Source organism: Kitasatospora sp. NPDC001225, from assembly GCF_053597855.1.
Genome location: NZ_JBSFJC010000018.1, coordinates 50640 through 70048, shown reverse-complemented (window position 1 = coordinate 70048; position 19409 = coordinate 50640). Strand labels below are relative to the sequence as shown.

Here is a 19409-nt window from a genome sequence, read left to right as displayed (position 1 = left end):
CCACGTCAGACCGCCCACCAGCCGGTGCTGTCCGGAGCGAGCACCGTCTCGCCGCCGTCCACCACGAGGTCGGTCGAGGCGAGCAGCAGCGTGCCCGGGGCCGCGATCCGCACCGGCTCGCCGGTGGTGTTCACGGTGCAGACGAAGGCGCCGCGGCGGAACGCCAGGGTGCCCTCGGGGCTCTCCAGCCACTCGACCCCGGTGCCGGCGCCGAGGTCGGGCTGGGCCCGGCGGACGGCCAGCGCGCTGCGGTAGAGCTCCAGGGTGGAGTTCGGGTCGCCGGTCTGCGCCTCGACGCTCAGCTCGGCCCACTCGGCCGGCTGCGGCAGCCAGGACGGCCCGCCGGCCACCGGGCCGAAGCCGTACGGGGCCTCGGTGCCGGACCACGGGATCGGGACGCGGCAGCCGTCGCGGTAGCCGTCCTGGCCGGCCTGGCGGAAGAAGGACGGGTCCTGGCGGACCTCGTCGGGCAGGTCGGTGACGTCCGGCAGGCCGAGCTCCTCGCCCTGGTAGACGTACGCCGAGCCGGGCAGCGCGAGCATCAGCAGGGTGGCGGCGCGGGCGCGGCGCAGGCCGAGCGCCCGGTCGCCGGGGGTGCGGATCTGGGTGCCGAGGCCGGGCTCGTTGGCGAACCGGGTGGCGTGCCGGGTGACGTCGTGGTTGGACAGCACCCAGGTGGTGGGGGCGTCGACCGGGCGCATCGAGTCGAGCGAGAGGTCGATCACCTCACGCAGCGCGGCGGCCTCCCAACCGGTGCCCAGGTACTGGAAGTTGAAGGCCTGGTGCAGCTCGTCGGGGCGGACGTAGTTGGCGGTGCGCTGGACGGTCGGGGTCCAGGCCTCGGCGACGCCGATCCGCTGCCCCGGGTACTCGTCGAGGATCGTGCGCCAGCTGCGGTAGATCTCGTGCACGCCGTCCTGGTCGAAGAACGGCATGACGTCGTTGCCGAGCAGCTTCAGCTGGTCGGCGCCGCCGAGGTCGGGCAGGCCGGGGGCCTTGACCAGGCCGTGGGCGACGTCGATGCGGAAGCCGTCCACGCCCATGTCGAGCCAGAACCGCAGGATCGAGCGGAACTCGTCGGCGACGGCCTGGTTCTCCCAGTTGAAGTCGGGCTGCTCCGGGGCGAACAGGTGCAGGTACCAGTCGCCGGGGGTGCCGTCCGGGTTCTCGCTGCGGGTCCAGGCCGGGCCGCCGAAGATGGACTCCCAGTCGTTGGGCGGGAGTTCGCCCTGCTCGCCCTTGCCGGGGCGGAAGTGGTAGCGGTCGCGCAGCGGGGAGCCGGGGCCCTCCCGCAGGGCGCGCTGGAACCACTCGTGCTGGTCCGAGGAGTGGTTGGGGACGAGGTCGACGATGATCCGCAGGCCCAGGTCGTGGGCGTCCCGGATGAGGGCGTCGGCATCCAGCAGGGTGCCGAACATCGGGTCCACGGCGCGGTAGTCGGCGACGTCGTAGCCGGCGTCCGCCTGCGGCGAGGCGTAGAACGGCGACAGCCAGACCGCGTCCACCCCGAGGTCGCGCAGGTAGGGCAGGCGGCTGCGGACGCCGGGCAGGTCGCCCATGCCGTCGCCGTTGGAGTCGGCGAAGCTGCGCGGGTACACCTGGTAGATGACCGCGTCCCGCCACCAGCCTCTGGACGCGCTGACATTCGCCTCGTGAGCGGTGTCGGCGGCAGGCCGGGAGGTGTCGGCCAGGTTCTGGGTCATGGACGGTATCCCTTGGGGACTAGAGGAGCGGAAGGCGCCGGGACGTGGAGGCGCGTGACGACGTGGTCGGGAACGGCGGTGTTGCGGGTGGCGCGTGACGACGCGGTGGCGCGCTACGACTTGGAGGCGCGCTACGACTTGGAGGCACCGGCGGTCAGACCGGTGACCAGGTGGCGCTGCACCAGGTAGAAGAAGGCCGCGGACGGGATCGCAATCAGCACGGCGGTCGCGGCCATCAGGTTCCACTGGGCGTCGTGCTCGCTGACGAAGGTCTGCAGGCCCACGGCCAGCGTGTACTTGTCGGAGCTGAGCATGAACGTGGAGGCGAACGGCACCTCGGCCCAGTAGGTGAGGAACGAGTAGAAGGCCGCCACCGCCAGGCCCGGGCGGGCGAGCGGCAGAACCAGCCGCCAGAAGGTGCCGAACGGGCTGAGCCCGTCGACCCGGCCGGCCTCGTCGATCTCCACCGGGATGGTGTCGAAGTAGCCCTTCAGCAGCCAGGCGCAGTACGGCACGGTGGTGGTCGAGTAGACCAGGATCAGACCGGTGTAGCTGTCCAGCAGGCCGAGTTCGGAGAGCATCGTGTACATCGGGACGATCAGCACCGCGATCGGGAACATCTGGGTGACCAGCAGCGACCACATCAGCGGCTTGTGCCCGGGGAACTTCATCCGGGAGACGGCGTAGCCGGTGGTGGCGGCGAGCATCACGCCGAACACGGTGGTGACCCCGGAGACCAGCAGGGCGTTGCCGAACCAGGTGAAGAAGTCGGTGTCGGACAGCACGTGCTGGTAGTTCGACAGCGTCAGCTTGTCGAGGATCTGGCCGGGGTGGAGGTAGTCGGTCTTGTCCGGGCCGAGCGAGACGAACAGGATCCACGCGACCGGGAACAGCGCGATCAGGCCGGCCAGGATCAGGGTGCCGTGGGACAGCGCCCGGGCCAGCGGGCTGCGCTCGCCGCGGCGGCGGACCTTGGCGGGCCGGGCCGCCGGGGCCGGGGCCGCCGCACGGGCCGGGAGTTCGGTGGTGGTGCTCATCGGGGGTACCTGCCTTCGTGGGTCAACTGGGTCCGGGGCCTCAGCCGTTGGCCTGCTCGTTGCGGGCGAGCCAGCGCCGGTAGAAGGCGGTGAAGACGATCAGGATGGACAGCAGGATCACGCCGTAGGCGGCGGACTGCGCGTAGTCCCGCGGGATCTGGCCGAAGCCGAGGCGGTACGCCCAGGTGACCAGCAGCTGGGCGTCGGGGGCGCCGGTGCCGAACAGCAGGAAGATCACGTTGAACTGGTTGAACGTCCAGATCACGCCGAGCAGCACGACCGTGGAGGAGACGGAGCGCAGCCCGGGCAGGGTGACGTACCGGAAGCGCTGCCAGGCGGTGGCGCCGTCCATCTCGGCGGCCTCGTACAACTCGGCCGGGATCGACTGGAGGCCGCCGAGCAGCGAGATCATCATGAACGGCACGCCGGCCCAGGTGTTCACCATGATCGCGGCCGCCTTCTGCGCCCACGGCTCGGTGAGCCAGCCCGGCTCGGGCAGGTGCAGGAAGGAGAGGATGCTGTTGACGACGCCGCCGTCGGCGAGCATCAGCCGCCAGGAGAAGACGGTGACGAAGGTCGGTACGGCCCACGGCAGGATGAGCAGCATCCGGTAGGCGGCGCGGCCGCGCAGCTTCTGGTTGAGCAGCAGCGCGAGGCCGAGCCCGAGGGTGTAGTGCAGGAAGACGCAGACGGCCGTCCAGGCGATGGTCCAGACGAAGTGCGACCAGAAGCGGTCGTACGAGCCCGGGCCCCACAGGATGTCGGCGTAGTTGTGGAAGCCGACGAACTGGTAGGTCGCCGGGATCTCGTTGACGCCGATCTTGCGCGCCATGTTGAGGCTGTTGGCGTCGGTGAGGGTGAGCCAGATGCCCTCGGCGAGCGGGTAGAGCACCAGCACGCCGAGCACCAGCACGACCGGGGCGATCATCGCGTAGGCGTACCAGTGCTTGGCGTAGGACCGCTTGACGCGTTCCAGCAGGCCCGGACGCTGCTCGCGCTCCCGGCTGCCCTTGCCGGTGGCGCCCTGCACGGCGACTGACATCGTTTGCACCTTCTCGGGGGGATTCTCGGGGGGAGCCGACGGCCCGGCCCTCCGGGGGGCGACAGGTGAGGGCGGCGCCGAACGGCGGACGGCGAACAACTGACAGATGATGAAATCTGTTCTCTGTTATTCGTTCGCCGTCACGCGTTCGGCCGCTCCTCGTCCGCTGTCACCCGTCGACCGGCGGGCCGGGCACAGGGACTACTTGGCGAAGCCCGGCAGGAGCTTGGCGTAGTCGGTGGAGACGGTGTTCAGCGCGTCCTGGGTGCTCGTACCCTGGACGGCCTTGCCCAGGTTGGTGCTCAGCGAGGCGAACAGCGAGCTGTACTCGGGCAGTTCGGGGCGCGGCTTGGCGCTGCTCAGCACGGCCTGGAAGCCGGCGATGCCCGGGTCGGCCTTGACGTCGGCGGTGAAGGCGTCGGAGCGGGTCGGCAGGGTGGAGTTCTTCTGCGCGATGAACGCCTGGCTCTCGGCCGAGGTCATGAAGGCGGCGAACTTCTCCGCGGCGGCCTTGTGGGCCTTGTCGGCACCCGCGTACACGGCGATGTTGTGACCACCGGTGGGAGCGGCGGCCTTGCCGCTGGAGCCGGCCGGGACGGCGGCGATGCCGAGGTTGTTCTTGTCGGCGAAGGCCGAGCCCTTGTAGATGTTGGTGATCTCCCAGGGGCCCTGGACGATCGCCGCGACCTTGCCGCTGTTGAAGGCGTCCATCATGTGGGCGTAGGCGTCGGTGGTGACGTCGGCCTTGACGGTGCCGGGCGAGGTGAACATCGTCTTGTAGGTCTCGACGGCCTTGACGGCCTCCGGCGAGGCGACGCTGATCTTCTTGCCGGCGGCGTCGACGGTGTCGGTGCCCTCGCCGTACAGGAACGGCATCGCGTAGTAGCCGTCCGCGGCCTTCAGCCAGAAGCCGTCCACGCCGGCCTTCTCCTTGACGGCGGCGGCGTCGGTCTTCAGCTCGTCCCAGGTCTTCGGCGCCTCGGTGATGCCGGCCTTGGTGAACAGCTCCTTGTTGTAGAGCAGGCCGAGCGTGTCGGTCACCAGCGGAACGCCGTACAGCTTGCCCTCGTACTTGGCCTGCTGGATCAGGCTCGGCTGGAAGGCGGAGGTGTCGGCGGCGGCCGGGGTGCCGTCCAGCGGCTCCAGGAAGCCGGCCTTGGCGAAGGCGGCGGTCCAGCCGACCTCGGAGCGGAACACGTCCGGAGCACCCTTGGCCCCCATGGCGGTCTGCAGCTTGTTCTGCGCCTGGTCGAACGGCACGTTGACGAAGTCGACCTTGACGGTCGGGTTCGCAGCCTCGAACTTCTTGACGAGCTCCTGGTAGTTCGGCGCCTCGTTGGTGGCGTTCGACGTGTCCCAGTACGTGAGGGTGACCGGCCCGTCGGCCTTGCCGTCGGAGCTGGAGCCGCTGCTGCCACAGGCAGCCATCGAGACCGCGAGGGCCACAACGAGGGCAGAGGCCGCGATGCCACGCCGCATGAGAACTCCTAGGGAGGGTGGGGGTGCCCGAGATGTTCCGAGACAGGCGCATAATGGCTGCCTCGTGCCGACCGCACCGTTGCTGCCGTCGGGCTCGGGAAGGAAGTTAACAGCGGCGCAAGAGGGACGGAAAGTCCTTGCAGCAAGTTTCTGCAAGAAACCGCGATCGTTACGCCCGCGTGTCCTGGACGTAGCCACTCGGTAGTTGACGGCGGCACTGATTGCCCCGTTTCGCCCGATTCACCCCTCCGTGGGCTGGCCGACGGAACCACCGTGCGTGGCCGGAAACGCTCTGCAGCAGACTGGACGCATGCGAATCAGAGCCGTCACCAGGGACGAACTTCCGCTGCTCGCCGAGCTGGAGCGGGCCGCCGGCGCACCCTTCGCCGCGATCGGCATGCCGGAGATCGCCGAGGACGAACCCCCCGCACCCGAGGAGCTGGCGCACTACCTGGAGCGGGGCGTCGCCCTGCTCGCCGAGGCCCCCGACGGAACCGTCGCCGCCTACCTGCTCGCCGAACCGGTGGACGGCGCCCTCCACATCGAACAGGTCTCCGTGCACCCCGACCACGCCCGCCGCGGCATCGGCCGGGCGCTGATCGAGCACCTCGCCGAAACCACCGACGCCCCCGCGCTCACCCTCACCACCTTCGTTGAGGTCCCCTGGAACGCCCCCTACTACGCCCGCTGCGGCTTTCGGCCGCTGGCCGAGGAGGAACTCACGCCGGGCCTGCGGGAGATCCGCCGCAAGGAGGCCGAGCACGGCCTGGACCGCTGGCCCCGGCTCTGCATGCGCCGGGACCTGCGGCCGTAGCGCCGGCCCCGGCCAGCCGGTCCTCCTGATCAGCCCTGCCGGTCGGTCCCAGCCGTCAGCCCTTCCCACCGGTCCTACTGGTGGGTCCCCAGCCGGAGCACGGTGGTCGAGCGGAACTCCTCCCCCGGCCGCAGCTCCGTGCTGGGGAACGCCGGGTGGTGCGGGGAGTCCGGGAAGTGCTGGGTCTCCAGGGCGATCCCGGCGAACGGCCCGTACGGGACGCCGCTCGCGCCGGTGACCGCGCCCTGGAACTTGTTCGCCGTGTAGACCTGGATGCCCGGCTCGGTGGTCAGCACCTCCAGGGTGCGGCCGCTGACCGGGTCCTCCAGCAGCGCGGCCCGCGCCGGGGCCCCGTCCGCGGGACGGGCGCGCAGCACCCAGTTGTGGTCGTAGCCGCCGGGCCCGGCCAGCTGGGGGTGCTCGTCGTGCACCGACTTGCCGATCGGCGTGGCCGCCGTGAAGTCGAACGGCGTGCCGGCCACCGGCTCGGTCCGGCCGTACGGGATCTGCCGCTCGTCGGCCGGGGTGTACGCGTCGGCGTCCAGGGTGAGCAGGTGGCCCAGGACGTCGCCGCTGCCTTCACCCGCGAGGTTGAAGTACGCGTGGTTGGTCAGGTTGACGACGGTCGGCTTGCTGGTGACGGCACGGTAGGCGATCACCAGCTCGCCGGAGGCGTCCAGGGTGTACGTGACGGTGACGTCCAACGCGCCGGGGAAGCCCTGGTCCCCGTCCGGGCTGTGCAGCGCCAGCCGCACCCCGCCCTCGACCGGCTCGGCCGCCCACATCCGGTGCGCGAAGCCGTCCGGACCGCCGTGGATGGTCATGCCGCCGCCGGTCGGAGCGAGCTGGTGCTCCTCGCCGTCGATGGTGACCGACGAACGGTCGATCCGGTTGGCGTACCGGCCCACCACCGTGCCGTAGTGCCGGGCCGGGCCGAGGATCTCGGACAACCGGTCGGTGGCCAGCAGCAGTTGGGCGGAGCGGCCGGAGCGGTCCGGTGCGCTCAGGGTGTGCAGGGTCGCCCCGAGGGTGAGCACGCTCGCCTCGTACGGGCCGGCCGTGAGCGTCCAGCGCTCGATCGCGGCACCCGCGCCCGAAGGGTCCAGGGGTTCCTGCCGCACGCTGGTGGCCTCGCTCGCCATTGGCCTGCTCCTCACTGGCGGCGGGCGTTGCACCGCGTCCGCCCGGTTCCGGGTCCGTCGAGGGGGCGCCGCGGCAGCCCCGTGTCCGTCAGCCTAGCGACGGCGGCGGCAGCGGGGGCGCTTCCACCAGCCCACGCGCCGCCCCGCGCGCCGCCGTCCACCACCCGCACGCCGGGCGCGTCCGCGCACATGGCGCCGGACCCGACCGCCGGGCGCTGACCGCCGCGCCCGGCACCGGCCGGTCGCCCGCCTAGTCGTTCAGGTCCCCCAGCCGCCCCAGGTCCCGCTGCTGCGGCGGCAGCCCGAGCGCCGAGGCCAGGCCGTCCGGCCCGCTGCCCGCCTTGCGGTAGACCGCCGCCAGCCGCCGGTTGACGATTCCGATCGGCACCCCGAGCTCGTCGGCGATCCGCTGCGGCGGCACGCCCTGCACGGCCCGCTTGGCGACCTCCCACTCCGAGCTGCTGAGCGTCTCCAGGGTGTCCCGGAAGTCGCGCAGCCCCACCCGGTTGGGCCGCAGGCCGTAGTTGGCGAGCTCCTGCCGCGCCCGGTCGACCAGCCCCTCCGCCGAGCAGTGCTGGGCCAGCTCGATGCCCTGGTACAGGCACTCCTGGGCGTCGTCCAGCCGACCGACCCGGCGCAGCGCGGCCCCGAGGTCGACCAGCGCGACGGCGTGCTCGTAGCCGGCCGGGGACTGCCCGAGGTACGCCACGGCCTCCTCCAGCAGCTCGACCGCCTGTCGGCCGTGCTCGATCCGCGCGTACAGCCGCAGCGCGCTGCCGATCGCCGAGGCGGTGCCGAAGGCCCGCGCGTCATGGACCGCCTTCTGGGCGTACTCCCGGGCGCGCTCGGGCTCGTCGCCCGCGATCGCGATGGCGAGGTGGCCGGCCCAGGGCGCCCAGACGGTGTTGCGCCAGCCGCGGATCTCCAGCTGGGAGCCGGCCTCGGTGAGCGCGGCGGCCGCGCCCGCGTTGCGGGTCTTGGCGACCAGCAGCTTGCCGTACAACGAGGCGGCGTCCGGCAGCACCATGGCGGTCGCGTAGTACGGCGGGTGGAAGCCGGAGTCGTTGGCCAACTGCCAGGCCTCATCGATCCGGCCGCGGGCGAGCAGGGTGTCGACCAGCACGCCGACCGCGTCCCAGGCCAGCGGCAGCATGTCCCCGATCCGCTCGGAGATGCGGTGCGCCCGGCGCAGGAAGTCCTCGGCCTCGGCGAGCAGGCCGCGGCGGAACCGGGCCAGGCCCATCAGGAAGTAGGCGAAGCCCCGGTGGGCACCGCTCCAACCGGCCACCTCGAACTGGATGATGGCGTCCGCGGCCAGCCGTTCGGCCTGGGCGATGCGGTCGTTGTAGATGTACGTGAGGCAGAGCATCGAGGGCAGTTCGAAGCCCCAGGTGGTGTCGGTCCACCCGAGGCCCTTGGGCAGCCGTCCGCCGTCGAGGACCTCGTCGGCGAGCGCGAGCGCCTCCGCGGACGGGGCGCCGCGCAGGGTGAGGTCCCAGGCGCGCATGGCGAGTACGGCCCGGGCGGAGGCCTCCTTGCCGTTCAGGCTCCGGCACATCTCGCCGAGCCGGGCGGAGCGGCCCGGGCCGTCCTCCTCGGACTTGCGGAAGGCGTGCCACATGAACGAGGCGGCCTGGAGCCGCTGACGCCCGGCCGGGTCAACGGTCTGCTCGGCCTCGCGCTGGCAGACCAGGGCGGCCTCGCCCAGCTCACCGGCGTGGGCGAGCACCTCGGAGAGCCGGAAGGTGGCGTCCACGCGCAGTTCGGGCCGCAGCGGCAGCTCGTCGGGGTCGAGGGCCAGCTTGAGCTGGTTGACGGTGGCGACGGGGTCGGTGAGCAGTGCGGAGCAGCCGAGTTCGTACATCACCTCGGCCTTGATCTCGTCGGCGGGCGGCTCGTTGAGCGCGCGGTGCAGACAGCGCTGGGCGGCCTCGGGGGCGCCGATCAGCTGGTGTTCGATCGCGGCGCGGCGCAGCTTCTTGACGATCCGGTCGTCGCCCTCGCCGGAGTGGGTCTCGACCAGGTGGCGGGAGGCGGCGAGCAGGCCGAGTCCGGCGTTCTCGATCTCGGCGGCGGCGATGCCGTGCATGCCGAGGCGGGTGGCGTCCGGCATGGTGTTGTAGATGGAGCTGGCGATCAGCGGGTGGACGAACTCCAGGTTCCCGTTGGGGGTCTGGGTCAGCACGCGCTGTTTGCGCAGCTGCTTGATGGACTCGCGGGCGCCCTCGGTGCTCTGGGTGGAGATCCGGGTGGCGAGGTCGACCCGGATGTCGGTGCCCAGCATCGCGCAGGCCCAGGCATACCGCAGGGTGCTGGCGCCTAGCCGGTCCAGCCAGCTCTTGAGGGTCATCCCGGTGGCGTCGACGGCGAGTTCGCGCAGCTGCCGGGAGTTCTCCTCGACCGGTTCGAGCTCCTGGTCGCGGACCTGGTCGAGCAGGGCGATGACCTCGAACGGGTTGCCGTTGACGACGTTCCAGAACTCGTAGCAGAAGGCCTCCTCGGCCTTGTCGCCGAGCTCGGCACGGATCATGTCGGTGACCGAGCTGAGGTTGAGGCGGTTGAGCTCGTGCCTGCGCGCCTTGAGTCCGAGGACGGCCCGGCGGAATTCCTGGGTCTCGGTGGGCCAGTCGCTCTCGTCCTCCCGGAAGGCGAAGACGAGCAGGACGGGAAGTTCACTCGATCGGATGGCGAACTTGGTCAGCCAGGAGAGTGACTCCCCGTCCGCCCAGTGCAGGTCGTCAACGATCATCACCATCGGCGCCCGGCGCGGCGCGAGCTGGGTGAGGACGTAGTCGAGGCCGTCGCGCACGCCCTGCGGGTCGAGGCGGCGGGCGCCGGCCTTGGGCTGCTTGAGGCCCATGGCCGGTCCGACGACCTCCTCCCAGGTGCCCATGACCTGGGCGAACACGTCCGGCGGCAGGTCGCTGAGCACGGGCTGGAGCAGCTGCCGCAGCACGTGGTACGGATCCTTGAACTGCCGTTCTCCACCTCGGGCGAAGAGCACGGTGGCGCCGTCGCGGAGCTTGGCGAGCCGCCGGACCTCGTGCAGCAGACTGGTCTTTCCGATGCCGGGGCGGCCGGAGAAGGTGAGCAGGTCACCGATCTCGGTGCCACCTGCGGCGAAGCCGCGGCAGAGCTGGTCCACGGCGGCCTCCACCGAGCGCAGTTCGGAGTCGCGGTCGTGCAGCCGGACCCGGGGCGCGGTGCCGTCGCCCTCGTGGGCGGAACCAGCACCCGCCCGAATTGCGTTCTCCTGCTCGGTCACCGTCGTGCCTCCGCCTCGCCCGCTCGCGTCACAGCTCCATCACTGCGTGCAGCCGAGGTTAGCGCCGCGCGGCCGTTCCCGTGGGGCATTCGTGCAGGCTGGGGCGGACGGTGAGGGTTCGGGCGGCTTGTCAAGGGCAACTGCCCTATATCCCTAACGTCCGATCATTGCATCAGATACCCTACGGCCTTCGAGGTTCGGATGATCTTGCGGAACCCACCCCCACCGCCCGCGCCTCGCCGCGTCAACTCCCCCCACCATCAGCGCTCGAACAAAAAGCGCCCCCAACCTCCGCTGCACCGGGAGTCCGATGTCTGACGACACCTCACTTCAGATTCCGTTCCCGCACCGCCGCAGTCCGCACGGCCCGCGCGCCACCGCACTGCACCGGGACTGGCTCATCCGCCACCCCCTGCTACCCGACGCCGACCACCCCGGCTACGCCCACTGGGAAGTGGTGGACCTCGCCGCGCTCGGCTACCCGGACGCCGGTCCGGACGAACTCGCCCTGGCCGCCGACCTGATGGGCTTCTACTTCCTCTTCGACGACCAGTTCGACGGCCCGCTCGGCCGCCGCCCCGCCGAAGTCGCCCCGATCTGCGAACGGCTGATCGCCGTCCTGCACGGTGCCCGCCCCGACCAGGACTCCCCGGTCGAGACCGCGTTCGCCGACCTGTGGGACCGCAGCGTCCAGGGCATGCCGGCCCGCTGGCAGGCCCGCGCCGCCTACAACTGGGAGTACTACCTGGCCAGTCACCCGGCCGAGGCGGCCGGCCGGATCTCCACCCGGCCGCCGGACCGCGACGGCTACCTGGAGCTCCGACGGGGCACCGCGGCCATGGAGACCATCTTCGACATGGTCGAACGCCTGGGCCAGTTCGAGGTCCCGGCCGCCGTCCTGCACCACCCGGTGCTGCGCCAACTCCGCCAGCTGGCCGCCGACATACCGTCCCTCAGCAACGACGTGCGCTCCTACCCGCTGGAGGCGCCGCGCGGGGACGTGAACAACCTGGTCATGATCGTCCAGCGGGAACGGTGCTGCTCGGCCGAGGAGGCCTGCGCGGCGGTCATCGCCGAGGCCCAGCTGATGGTCGACCGCTGCGCCGAGCTGCGCGACCGACTGCCGGACGTCCACCGCGAGTTGGGCCTTTCCCGGATCGAACGCGTGATCGCCGAGCGGTACGCGGACGGACTGCTGACCTGGCTGGCCGGCTACCTCAGCTGGGAGGCCCGCACCGGGCGGTACCACGCGGTCTGACCGGGCGCCCGCCCCGAACCGCCCGACGGGCGTACGGCGGCCCGCCCCGGGAGCGCCGTCCGGGCCACGCGGCGGCGTGCGGCGGCACGCCGCGGGAACGCGGCCGGAACGCGCGCCCCGCAGCGATCCGGTTCCGGGCGCCCGAGGTGATCCGCTCCGGGGCGCCCCTGGTGATCGGCTCCGGACTCCCGTCGGCACGCCCCCGGGAGCGGCCGGCGGACACACCCTCCGTACGGGCCCGGCGTACGGACCGTAGCCGCGCCGGGCGCCGGGCGGTTATCGTGCTCGACGGCGGGCGCCCGGCGGGGCGCCGGTCCGATGGCGTGTCCCACCCCTCCCGCCGGACCGCCCCCTGACCGGGCGGTCCGGCGTGCCGCCCGCGGCCCGAGCCGCGCCGACGGCACCCGACGCAGCGAGGAGACACCGAGCATGACGGTCTACCAGCCCCCCGGCACCCCCGGCAGCATCGTCGCCTACCGCTCCCGGTACGAGCACTGGATCGGCGGCGACTGGACGCCCCCGGTGCGCGGCGAGTACTTCGGCAACCCGACCCCGGTCACCGGCGAGGTGTTCACCGAGGTCGCCCGGGGCACCGCCGAGGACATCGAGGCCGCCCTGGACGCGGCCCACGCCGCCGCCCCGGCCTGGGGCCGCACCTCGGCCGCCGAGCGCGCGCAGGTGCTGCTGCGGGTCGCCGACCGGATGGAGGCCAACCTGGAGCGGCTGGCCGTCGCGGAGAGCTGGGAGAACGGCAAGCCGGTGCGCGAGACGCTGGCCGCCGACCTCCCGCTCGCCGTCGACCACCTGCGCTACTTCGCCGGTGCGCTGCGGGCCCAGGAGGGCAGCCTCTCCCAGCTGGACGAGGACACCGTGGCGTACCACTTCCACGAGCCGCTGGGCGTGGTCGCCCAGATCATCCCGTGGAACTTCCCGATCCTGATGGCGATCTGGAAGCTCGCCCCGGCGCTCGCGGCCGGCAACGCGGTGGTGCTCAAGCCCGCCGAGCAGACCCCGGCCTCGGTGCTGCTGCTCGCCGAACTGACCGCCGACCTGCTGCCGCCCGGCGTGCTCAACATCGTCACCGGCTTCGGCGAGGAGGCCGGCGCCCCGCTCGCCGCCAGCCCCCGGGTCCGCAAGGTCGCCTTCACCGGCGAGACCACCACCGGCCGGCTGATCGCCCGCTCGGCGGCCGACAACCTGATCCCGGTCACGCTGGAGCTCGGCGGCAAGAGCCCGAACGTGTTCTTCGCGGACGTCGCCGCCGCCTCGGACGCCTTCTACGACAAGGCCGTCGAGGGCTTCGCGATGTTCGCCCTCAACCAGGGCGAGGTCTGCACCTGCCCCAGCCGCGCGCTGATCGACTCCGCGATCTACGAGCGGCTGCTCGCCGACGGCCTGGAGCGGGTCCGGGCGATGCGCCAGGGCGACCCGCTGGACACCGAGACCCAGGTCGGCGCCCAGGCCAGTGTCGAACAGCTGAAGAAGATCCTCTCCTACTTCGAGATCGGCCAGGAGGAGGGCGCCAAGCTCCTGGCGGGCGGCGAGCGGGCCGACCTCGGCGGTGCGCTGGCCGGCGGGTACTACGTCACGCCGACGGTCTTCGAGGGCGACAACTCGATGCGGGTCTTCCAGGAGGAGATCTTCGGACCGGTCGTCTCGGTCACCCGCTTCGACGGCTTCGACCACGCCGTCGCCCTCGCCAACGACACCCAGTACGGGCTCGGCGCGGGCGTCTGGACCCGCAGCCTCAACACCGCCCACCGGGCCGGCCGCGCCATCCAGGCGGGCCGGGTCTGGACGAACTGCTACCACGCCTACCCGGCCCATGCGGCCTTCGGCGGCTACAAGAACTCCGGCATCGGGCGGGAGAACCACAAGGCGCTGCTGGAGCATTACCAGCAGACCAAGAACCTGCTGGTCAGCTACTCCCCCGACGCGGTCGGCTTCTTCTAGGAAGTCGGCTTCCTCCAGGGAGCGGAGCGGCAAAGCGGAGCGGGAGGCCCACCGGGGCCTCCCGCTCCTCGCCACTCCCCGTGGCGGGCTCCGGGGCGATTCGCCTGTTCCGGGGATCAAAGCACATGAATGCGCCCAATTCACCGACGCGCCGCCGACATGCCCGGACGGCCCGCGCGAAAGCCGTAGACAGGACTCCCCGTACCCCAACCCCGATCCGGGAGTCCCGCGTGACCATCGCCCCCACGAAACTCAGCGACCCCGCCGTCCGAGCCTTCGTCACCGCGGTCAACGCGGGCGACCGCGAGGCCTTCTTCGCGCTGCTCGCCGCGGACGCGACCATGTCCGACGACGGGTCCGAGCGCGACCTGGCGGACTGGGTCGACCGGGAGATCTTCGGCCCGAACGGCCGGATGGCCGTCCAGACCGAGTCGCACGGCGGCCACGCGCTGGTCGCCGAGTTCACCAACGAGACCTGGGGCACGATGCGCACCGCGTGGCGCTTCACCGTCGACGGCGGGAAGATCCGCCGCTTCGAGACCGGCCAGGCCTGAAGCGACCGGCCTGGCCCGGGGCCACCAGCCAGGCCTGGGACTACCGGCCGGGCCCGGGGCTACCGGTCCAGCCCCAGGCACCCCCGCACCGCGCGGATCAGGTTCCGCGAGCGGACGTCCCCGGTGACACCCGGCTGCATGCCGTTGGTGACGTAGCCGAAGCCCAGCCCCAGGTCGGGGTCGGCGAAGCCGAGCGAGCCGCCCCGGCCCGGGTGGCCGAAGCTCGCCGGGGAGGCCATCGGCGCGGTCGGACCGTGCCGCCAGAAGCCCAGGCCGAAGGTGGAGTTGACGATCAGCACCCGGTCCGGCCCGCTCACCGCCGGCCCGACCGCGCGTGCCAGCACCTCGGGGCCGAGCAGCGGCGGCAGCAGCGCGCCGGAGCCGTCCGCACGGTCGGCCGCACCGATCAGCGCCGCGTAGAACCGGGCCAGCGACCGGGCGGTGCCGATGCCGCCGGCCCCGGGGATCTCGGCGGCCTGCACCGCCGGGTCGTTGAGGTCCACGCCGGGGCGCACCGAGGCGAAGGAGCGGGCGGTCAGCGAGGCCGGGTCCTGGTAGGCGTCCCGGACGGACTGCTTGGGCCGCAGCCGCAGCCCGCTCGGACCGGTCCGCGCCGCCTCCGGGGCCGGCAGGTCGACCAGCTTGCCGACCCGGGGCGCGGCGCCGGCCGGCAGCCCGATCCACAGGTCCAGCCCGAGCGGCCGGGCGACCTCCTCGGCGAAGTACTGGCCTATGGTCCGGCCGCTCACCCGGCGCACCACCTCGCCGACCAGCCAGCCGAAGGTGTACGGGTGGTAGCCGTGCGCGGTGCCGGGTTCCCAGGCGGGCTCCTGCGCGGCGACGGCGGCGGCCGCGCGCTCCCAGGTGAGCACGTCCTCCAGCCGCAGCGGCACGTCCAGCGCGGGCACCCCGGCCTGGTGCGAGAGCAGCTGGCGCACCGGGACCCGGCCCTTGCCGGCCGCCGCGAACTCCGGCCAGTACGAGGCCGCCGGGGCGTCCAGGTCGAGCAGGCCGCGCTCGACCAGCAGCAGCGCGGCGGTCGCGGTGAGGCCCTTGGTGACCGAGCGCAGCACCTGGGCGGTGTCCGCCGTCCACGGCACCGCGGGCGCCGGCCGGCCGCCGACCTCCGGCCGGGCGTCGCCGCCCCACAGGTCGACCACCTTGCGGCCGCGCACGTACAGCGCGAAGGCCGCGCCGAGCTCGCCGTAGTCGGCGAAGTTCCGTGCGAAGGCCTCCCGTACGGGCTCGAACCCCTCGGCCGTCTCGCCCCAGATCTCCACCACCGCGTGCCGTCCTCGACCAGTTCCGCTGCTTCTCTTGCCATGTGCGCTCGTTTTCGATCTCCTTCGATCCTTCTTCGATCGAATTCGTTCGAACCGAGCCCCGAAACCCTAACCTGTCCCCCATGACCAACCCTGCCGAAGAACTGCTGGACATCGTCGACGAGCACGACCGCGTGATCGGGACCGCCCTGCGCGGCGAGGTGTACCGGCGCGGGCTCACCCACCGCTGCGTCTTCATCCTGGTCCGCGACCCGGCCGGACGGATCTTCGTCCACCGCCGCACTGACACCAAGCTGTTCGCCCCCGGCGCGTACGACATGTTCGTCGGCGGCGTGGTCGGCTCCGGCGAGACCTACGCCGAGGCCGCCGTCCGCGAGGCCGAGGAGGAACTCGGCGTCCACGGCGTCACCCCGCGGCCCCTGTTCAAGTTCCTCTTCGAACAGGACCGGCTCTCCTGGTGGTGCGACATGTACGAGGCGGAGTGGGACGGCCCGGTCTCCCCCCAGGAGTCCGAGGTCGCCTGGCACGCCTGGCTCACCCCCGCCGAACTCGCCGACCGCCTCACCCGCGACACCTTCGTCCCCGACGGCCTGGAGGCCTACCGCCGCTACCTGGAGCTCCGGTCCGCCTAGCGCCGCCGAGGCCTCGGGGCCGACGGTTCGCGGTGCGGGGCGGCGTGCGGGCTTCGGAGACGGCGTGCGGGCCGACGGGCGGCGCGCCCCAGGCTCCACCGGAGGGCCCGCGACGAACTAGGGTGGCGCGCATGGCCTCCCGTACGCCGTCTCCGACGGCCGACCACGCAGCACGGACCTCCGCATCCGCCGGGGCGGCGGGCGGGCGGCCGCGTCGGCGGCTGAGTGTGGACGAGCGGCGGGAGCAGCTGATCGCCGTGGCGCTGGAGCTGTTCAGCCGCCGGCCGCCGGAGGAGGTGTCGATCGACGACATCGCCGCCGCCGCGGGTGCCTCCCGGCCGCTGGTCTACCACTACTTCCCCGGCAAGCAGGCCCTGTACGAGGAGTCGCTGCGGCGGGCCGGGCAGGAACTGTCAGCGCGGTTCGAGGAGCCCATGGAGGGGCCGCTGTCGGAGCGGCTGCACCGGGTGATGGGCCGCTACCTGGACTTCGTGCAGAGCCACGGGCCGGGCTTCGCCGCCCTGCTGCGCGGCGGCTCGGTGGCGGCCAGCGCGGGCACCTCGGCGGTGATCGACGACGTGCGCCGGGCGGCCCAGGAGCAGATCCTGGCCCACCTGGCCATCCCCGCGCCGAGCGTCGGGCTGCGGCTGACCGTCCGGGCCTGGATCGCCAACGCCGAGATCACCTCGCTGGAGTGGCTGTCCGAGCGCTCGGTGCCGCTGGCGGAGCTCCAGCTGCACCTGGTGCAGGAGTTCGTCGCGGCGCTCACCCTCACCGCCGCCCGCGAGCCGGCGCTCGCCGCCGAACTGGCCTCCTTCTTCGCCGACGAGCGCCCCGACGGCCCGACCGGGCGCCTGATGCGGGACCTCGCGGGGCTGTTCGCCGTGCCGGGGATCGTCGAGGCGGTCACCGCGCTCGCGGCCGGCACCCCCGACGACGGGTCCGCACAGGCCACCGGGGCCGCCGCCGAGTGACCCGCGCGGTCGACGGATCGACGACCGGGGCCGGCGGAGCGGTAACCGTGCCCGGCGGAGCGGTGTCCGGGGTCGGCGCCGGACTCGTCGCCGCTCGCCGACCGTCCAAGTGATCATCGGGTGATCCTGCGGTTCGGTCAGGACAGTGGGCTCTGATAGGAATGAGCAGGGATCTGACGGCGCGCCGCCGCGCCGGGGCCGGTCCCACCCGAACCACCGACAGCAGACGGAGCAGAGCGGGGGGCTCACCAGGTGACCCAGGACGTCCAGTTCAGCGTGGAGGCCAATCCCTTCGCGGCAGCGGAGCAGGTCTGCGCGACCCTCGGCACCCTCACCGACGCCCTCTTCGACCAACACACCTCGCGCCACCCGGCGGCCTCGCTGAGCGCCCTGCGGACGGCCGAACACCCCGCCGCCGAGGCGCTGTTCGCCCTGCCGCTGGCCCCCAACGGCCCGGTGCACACCGCCCTCGACCGGCTCGGCACGGTGACCACCGCGGGCACCGGACGGCCGGGCACCGGCGCGCGGCTCACCGACCGGGTGGTCACCGCGCTCCAGGCCCGGTACGGCGGCGGCGCGGTGCGCGGTGCCATCGCCGACCGGGGCACCACCTCGGCCGCGCTGTTCCAGCTCCCGGTCACCGGCGAGTTCGCCGACGCCAAGCTGCGTCCGCCGTTCGCCCCCGCGCTGGCCGCGCTGGCGGCCGGGCAGCAGACCCGCCAGCCGGTCGAACTGCCCACCGGCGCGGGCGCCGAGGTCCGGCTGGTCGTACCGCCCGGCTTCCACTCGCTGACCTCCCCGGGCGGCCCGCCCGGCGTCTCCGCCCGTACGGTGCCCCCGCTGCCCGACAGCGCGGACCGGACCGGCGGCAGCGCGACCGGTGGGAGTGCGAGCGGTGGGAGCGCCCCGGCCACCGTGGCGGCCGCCGATGAGCTGGCCCGGCACCTGGCCGAGGTCGCCGAGGAGCTGTTCAGCGCGACCGGTCCGGAGCCGCGGCGCGACTTCGCGGTGATCTCCGCCACCCTGGCCGACCTGATCCGCGACGCGGGCGTCGTGTACGCCGGCGTCTGCGCGCTGGAGCTGGACGACCGCGCCTCGGACGCCGCCCTGGTCGTCTCGCTCGCCCGGCACCCGCTGCCGATCACCGCGCTCGCCACCGAGCTGGCCACCGTCCGGCGGCACGCCGAGGTGTGGACCGTACTGCTGCCGGCCGGACCGGCCGCCGTCCTGGTCGAGGGCCGGACCGTCCCGGTACCCGGACCGCTGGCCGCCGACGGACAGCGGCGCTGGGTGGTCACCTCGGCCGTCCAGGCCTTCGTGCCGCTGCCGGACGGCGGGACGGTGCTGTGCGCCCAGCTGTCCACGGCACGGCCGGAGGACTGGGAGCTGTACACGGAGGCGTTCGCGGAGCTGCTGAAGAGCATCCAGTTCGGCTGGGACGGCGTACCGGTCCCGGGCGCCGCGGCCGCCGTCCCGGCCGCCGCGGTGAGCAGCGTTCCGACCCCGGCGCCCGCTCCCGCCCCGACCCCGTCGCCTGCTGCCGCCGTCGAGGAGGCAGCGGCGGAGGCGCCGGAGGAGAGGCCGGTGCACCTGCGCGGCACACCGGTACGGGTGCCTCCCGCGGACTTCAACCCCTTCGCACCGGTCGCGGAGACCCCGGAGGTCCCCGCCGCCGGTGGGGACCAGGCGGCACCGGACGCCGAGGGCGGACCGAAGGGCACCCCGGTGATGGTCCCGCCGCCGGACTTCAACCCCTTCGCCATGGGGGGCATCCCGGACCTGTCGGGCGACGCGCCCGCCACCCGGCCCGCCGGGGCGGCTCCGGTCGCCGATCCGTTCGGCACCACGGTCGCGGCCGAGCAGAAGGCCGACCCGTTCGGCACGACTCTCCCCTCCCAGGGCCCGGCCGTCCCGCCGCCGCCCTCGACCCCGCCCGTCATCCCGGCCCAGGCACCGCTCGCCGCGGCCGCGGAGCGGAGTTCGGGGCAGGGCGGGGAGGCAGAGGAGCCGGCTCCGGGCAAGGGCACGCCGGTGATGGTCCCGCCGCCGGACTTCAACCCCTTCGCCATCGGGGGTCTCCCGGACCTGTCGGCTCCCGAACCGGAGTCGGCGGAGGAAGCGGACGCCGAGCCGCAGAACCGCCCGTTCGGCTGAGCCGGAGGCGGGGGAAGCCGCTGCGCGCCGTCACCGCGAACGGGTGACGGCCGTCAACGGACAGCTGACGACTGACGGCTGACAGGTAACAACCGACAGATAACAGCTGACAGATTTCA

Annotated in this window: 14 protein-coding genes; 7 read left to right on the top strand and 7 right to left on the bottom strand. The window is 72.9% G+C overall.

What is annotated here, in order from left to right:
* Nucleotides 1–5 precede the first annotated feature (5 nt).
* The 4 genes from ACWDCZ_RS08965 to ACWDCZ_RS08950 all read right to left on the bottom strand — a co-directional run bounded on the left by ACWDCZ_RS08965 (nt 6) and on the right by ACWDCZ_RS08950 (nt 5261).
* Nucleotides 6–1703: a glycoside hydrolase family 13 protein gene (locus ACWDCZ_RS08965; protein WP_049650564.1), complete on the bottom strand. Its 1698-nt coding sequence runs from the start codon at nt 1701–1703 to the stop codon at nt 6–8.
* Between the two features lie 131 nt (nt 1704–1834).
* Nucleotides 1835–2740 (bottom strand): sugar ABC transporter permease, encoded by a 906-nt coding sequence (locus ACWDCZ_RS08960; RefSeq protein ID WP_049650565.1) that lies wholly within the window; start codon nt 2738–2740, stop codon nt 1835–1837.
* Nucleotides 2741–2780: 40 nt separating this feature from the next.
* Nucleotides 2781–3782, bottom strand: coding sequence for a carbohydrate ABC transporter permease (locus ACWDCZ_RS08955; RefSeq protein WP_049650566.1), 1002 nt, complete (start codon nt 3780–3782; stop codon nt 2781–2783).
* Between the two features lie 201 nt (nt 3783–3983).
* Entirely contained in the window at nt 3984–5261 is a 1278-nt protein-coding gene (locus tag ACWDCZ_RS08950; protein WP_074004381.1) for an extracellular solute-binding protein, read from the bottom strand.
* Between the two features lie 310 nt (nt 5262–5571).
* Between ACWDCZ_RS08950 and ACWDCZ_RS08945 the strand changes: the two genes are divergently transcribed.
* Nucleotides 5572–6075: a GNAT family N-acetyltransferase gene (locus tag ACWDCZ_RS08945; protein ID WP_380777823.1), complete on the top strand. Its 504-nt coding sequence runs from the start codon at nt 5572–5574 to the stop codon at nt 6073–6075.
* A gap of 74 nt (nt 6076–6149) precedes the next feature.
* On the opposite strand, the gene ACWDCZ_RS08940 is transcribed toward ACWDCZ_RS08945, so the two are convergent.
* Together ACWDCZ_RS08940 and ACWDCZ_RS08935 are read right to left on the bottom strand one after the other, a co-directional pair.
* A complete protein-coding gene (locus tag ACWDCZ_RS08940; protein WP_082345467.1) occupies nt 6150–7217 on the bottom strand; it encodes an aldose epimerase family protein in 1068 nt (355 codons plus the stop codon).
* A 250-nt stretch (nt 7218–7467) separates the two neighbouring features.
* The gene (locus tag ACWDCZ_RS08935; protein ID WP_449815579.1) at nt 7468–10482 is read right to left on the bottom strand and encodes an ATP-binding protein; all 3015 of its coding nucleotides are present in this window, start codon (nt 10480–10482) and stop codon (nt 7468–7470) included.
* A 310-nt stretch (nt 10483–10792) separates the two neighbouring features.
* On the opposite strand from ACWDCZ_RS08935, the gene ACWDCZ_RS08930 reads away from it, so the two are divergent.
* The 3 genes from ACWDCZ_RS08930 to ACWDCZ_RS08920 all read left to right on the top strand — a co-directional run bounded on the left by ACWDCZ_RS08930 (nt 10793) and on the right by ACWDCZ_RS08920 (nt 14247).
* A complete protein-coding gene (locus ACWDCZ_RS08930) occupies nt 10793–11740 on the top strand; it encodes a terpene synthase family protein (RefSeq protein WP_049649515.1) in 948 nt (315 codons plus the stop codon).
* 429 nt (nt 11741–12169) lie between these two features.
* Complete coding sequence (exaC, locus tag ACWDCZ_RS08925; protein ID WP_449815578.1) at nt 12170–13693, top strand: acetaldehyde dehydrogenase ExaC; 1524 nt, start codon at nt 12170–12172, stop codon at nt 13691–13693.
* Nucleotides 13694–13923: 230 nt separating this feature from the next.
* Complete coding sequence (locus ACWDCZ_RS08920; RefSeq protein ID WP_049649513.1) at nt 13924–14247, top strand: hypothetical protein; 324 nt, start codon at nt 13924–13926, stop codon at nt 14245–14247.
* A gap of 59 nt (nt 14248–14306) precedes the next feature.
* On the opposite strand, the gene ACWDCZ_RS08915 is transcribed toward ACWDCZ_RS08920, so the two are convergent.
* Nucleotides 14307–15530, bottom strand: coding sequence for a serine hydrolase domain-containing protein (locus tag ACWDCZ_RS08915; protein ID WP_049649512.1), 1224 nt, complete (start codon nt 15528–15530; stop codon nt 14307–14309).
* Between the two features lie 122 nt (nt 15531–15652).
* Here ACWDCZ_RS08915 and ACWDCZ_RS08910 point away from each other — a divergent pair, with 122 nt between their 5' ends.
* The 3 genes from ACWDCZ_RS08910 (at nt 15653) to ACWDCZ_RS08900 (ending at nt 19290) form a co-directional block, all read left to right on the top strand.
* Entirely contained in the window at nt 15653–16162 is a 510-nt protein-coding gene (locus ACWDCZ_RS08910) for an NUDIX hydrolase (RefSeq protein ID WP_049649511.1), read from the top strand.
* Nucleotides 16163–16293: 131 nt separating this feature from the next.
* On the top strand, nt 16294–17136 hold the full coding sequence (locus ACWDCZ_RS08905) for a TetR/AcrR family transcriptional regulator (protein WP_449815577.1): 843 nt from the start codon (nt 16294–16296) through the stop codon (nt 17134–17136).
* Nucleotides 17137–17388: 252 nt separating this feature from the next.
* Complete coding sequence (locus ACWDCZ_RS08900) at nt 17389–19290, top strand: hypothetical protein (RefSeq protein ID WP_449815576.1); 1902 nt, start codon at nt 17389–17391, stop codon at nt 19288–19290.
* The last annotated feature ends 119 nt before the right edge of the window (nt 19291–19409 follow it).

Coding starts and splice junctions, on each gene's coding strand:
- ACWDCZ_RS08955 (WP_049650566.1), bottom strand. CDS start 3,782: ATGTCAGTCGCCGTGCAGGGCGCCACCGGCAAGGGCAGCCGGGAGCGC.
- ACWDCZ_RS08940 (WP_082345467.1), bottom strand. CDS start 7,217: ATGGCGAGCGAGGCCACCAGCGTGCGGCAGGAACCCCTGGACCCTTCG.
- exaC (WP_449815578.1), top strand. CDS start 12,170: ATGACGGTCTACCAGCCCCCCGGCACCCCCGGCAGCATCGTCGCCTAC.
- ACWDCZ_RS08930 (WP_049649515.1), top strand. CDS start 10,793: ATGTCTGACGACACCTCACTTCAGATTCCGTTCCCGCACCGCCGCAGT.
- ACWDCZ_RS08905 (WP_449815577.1), top strand. CDS start 16,294: ATGGCCTCCCGTACGCCGTCTCCGACGGCCGACCACGCAGCACGGACC.
- ACWDCZ_RS08910 (WP_049649511.1), top strand. CDS start 15,653: ATGACCAACCCTGCCGAAGAACTGCTGGACATCGTCGACGAGCACGAC.
- ACWDCZ_RS08945 (WP_380777823.1), top strand. CDS start 5,572: ATGCGAATCAGAGCCGTCACCAGGGACGAACTTCCGCTGCTCGCCGAG.
- ACWDCZ_RS08960 (WP_049650565.1), bottom strand. CDS start 2,740: ATGAGCACCACCACCGAACTCCCGGCCCGTGCGGCGGCCCCGGCCCCG.
- ACWDCZ_RS08950 (WP_074004381.1), bottom strand. CDS start 5,261: ATGCGGCGTGGCATCGCGGCCTCTGCCCTCGTTGTGGCCCTCGCGGTC.
- ACWDCZ_RS08965 (WP_049650564.1), bottom strand. CDS start 1,703: ATGACCCAGAACCTGGCCGACACCTCCCGGCCTGCCGCCGACACCGCT.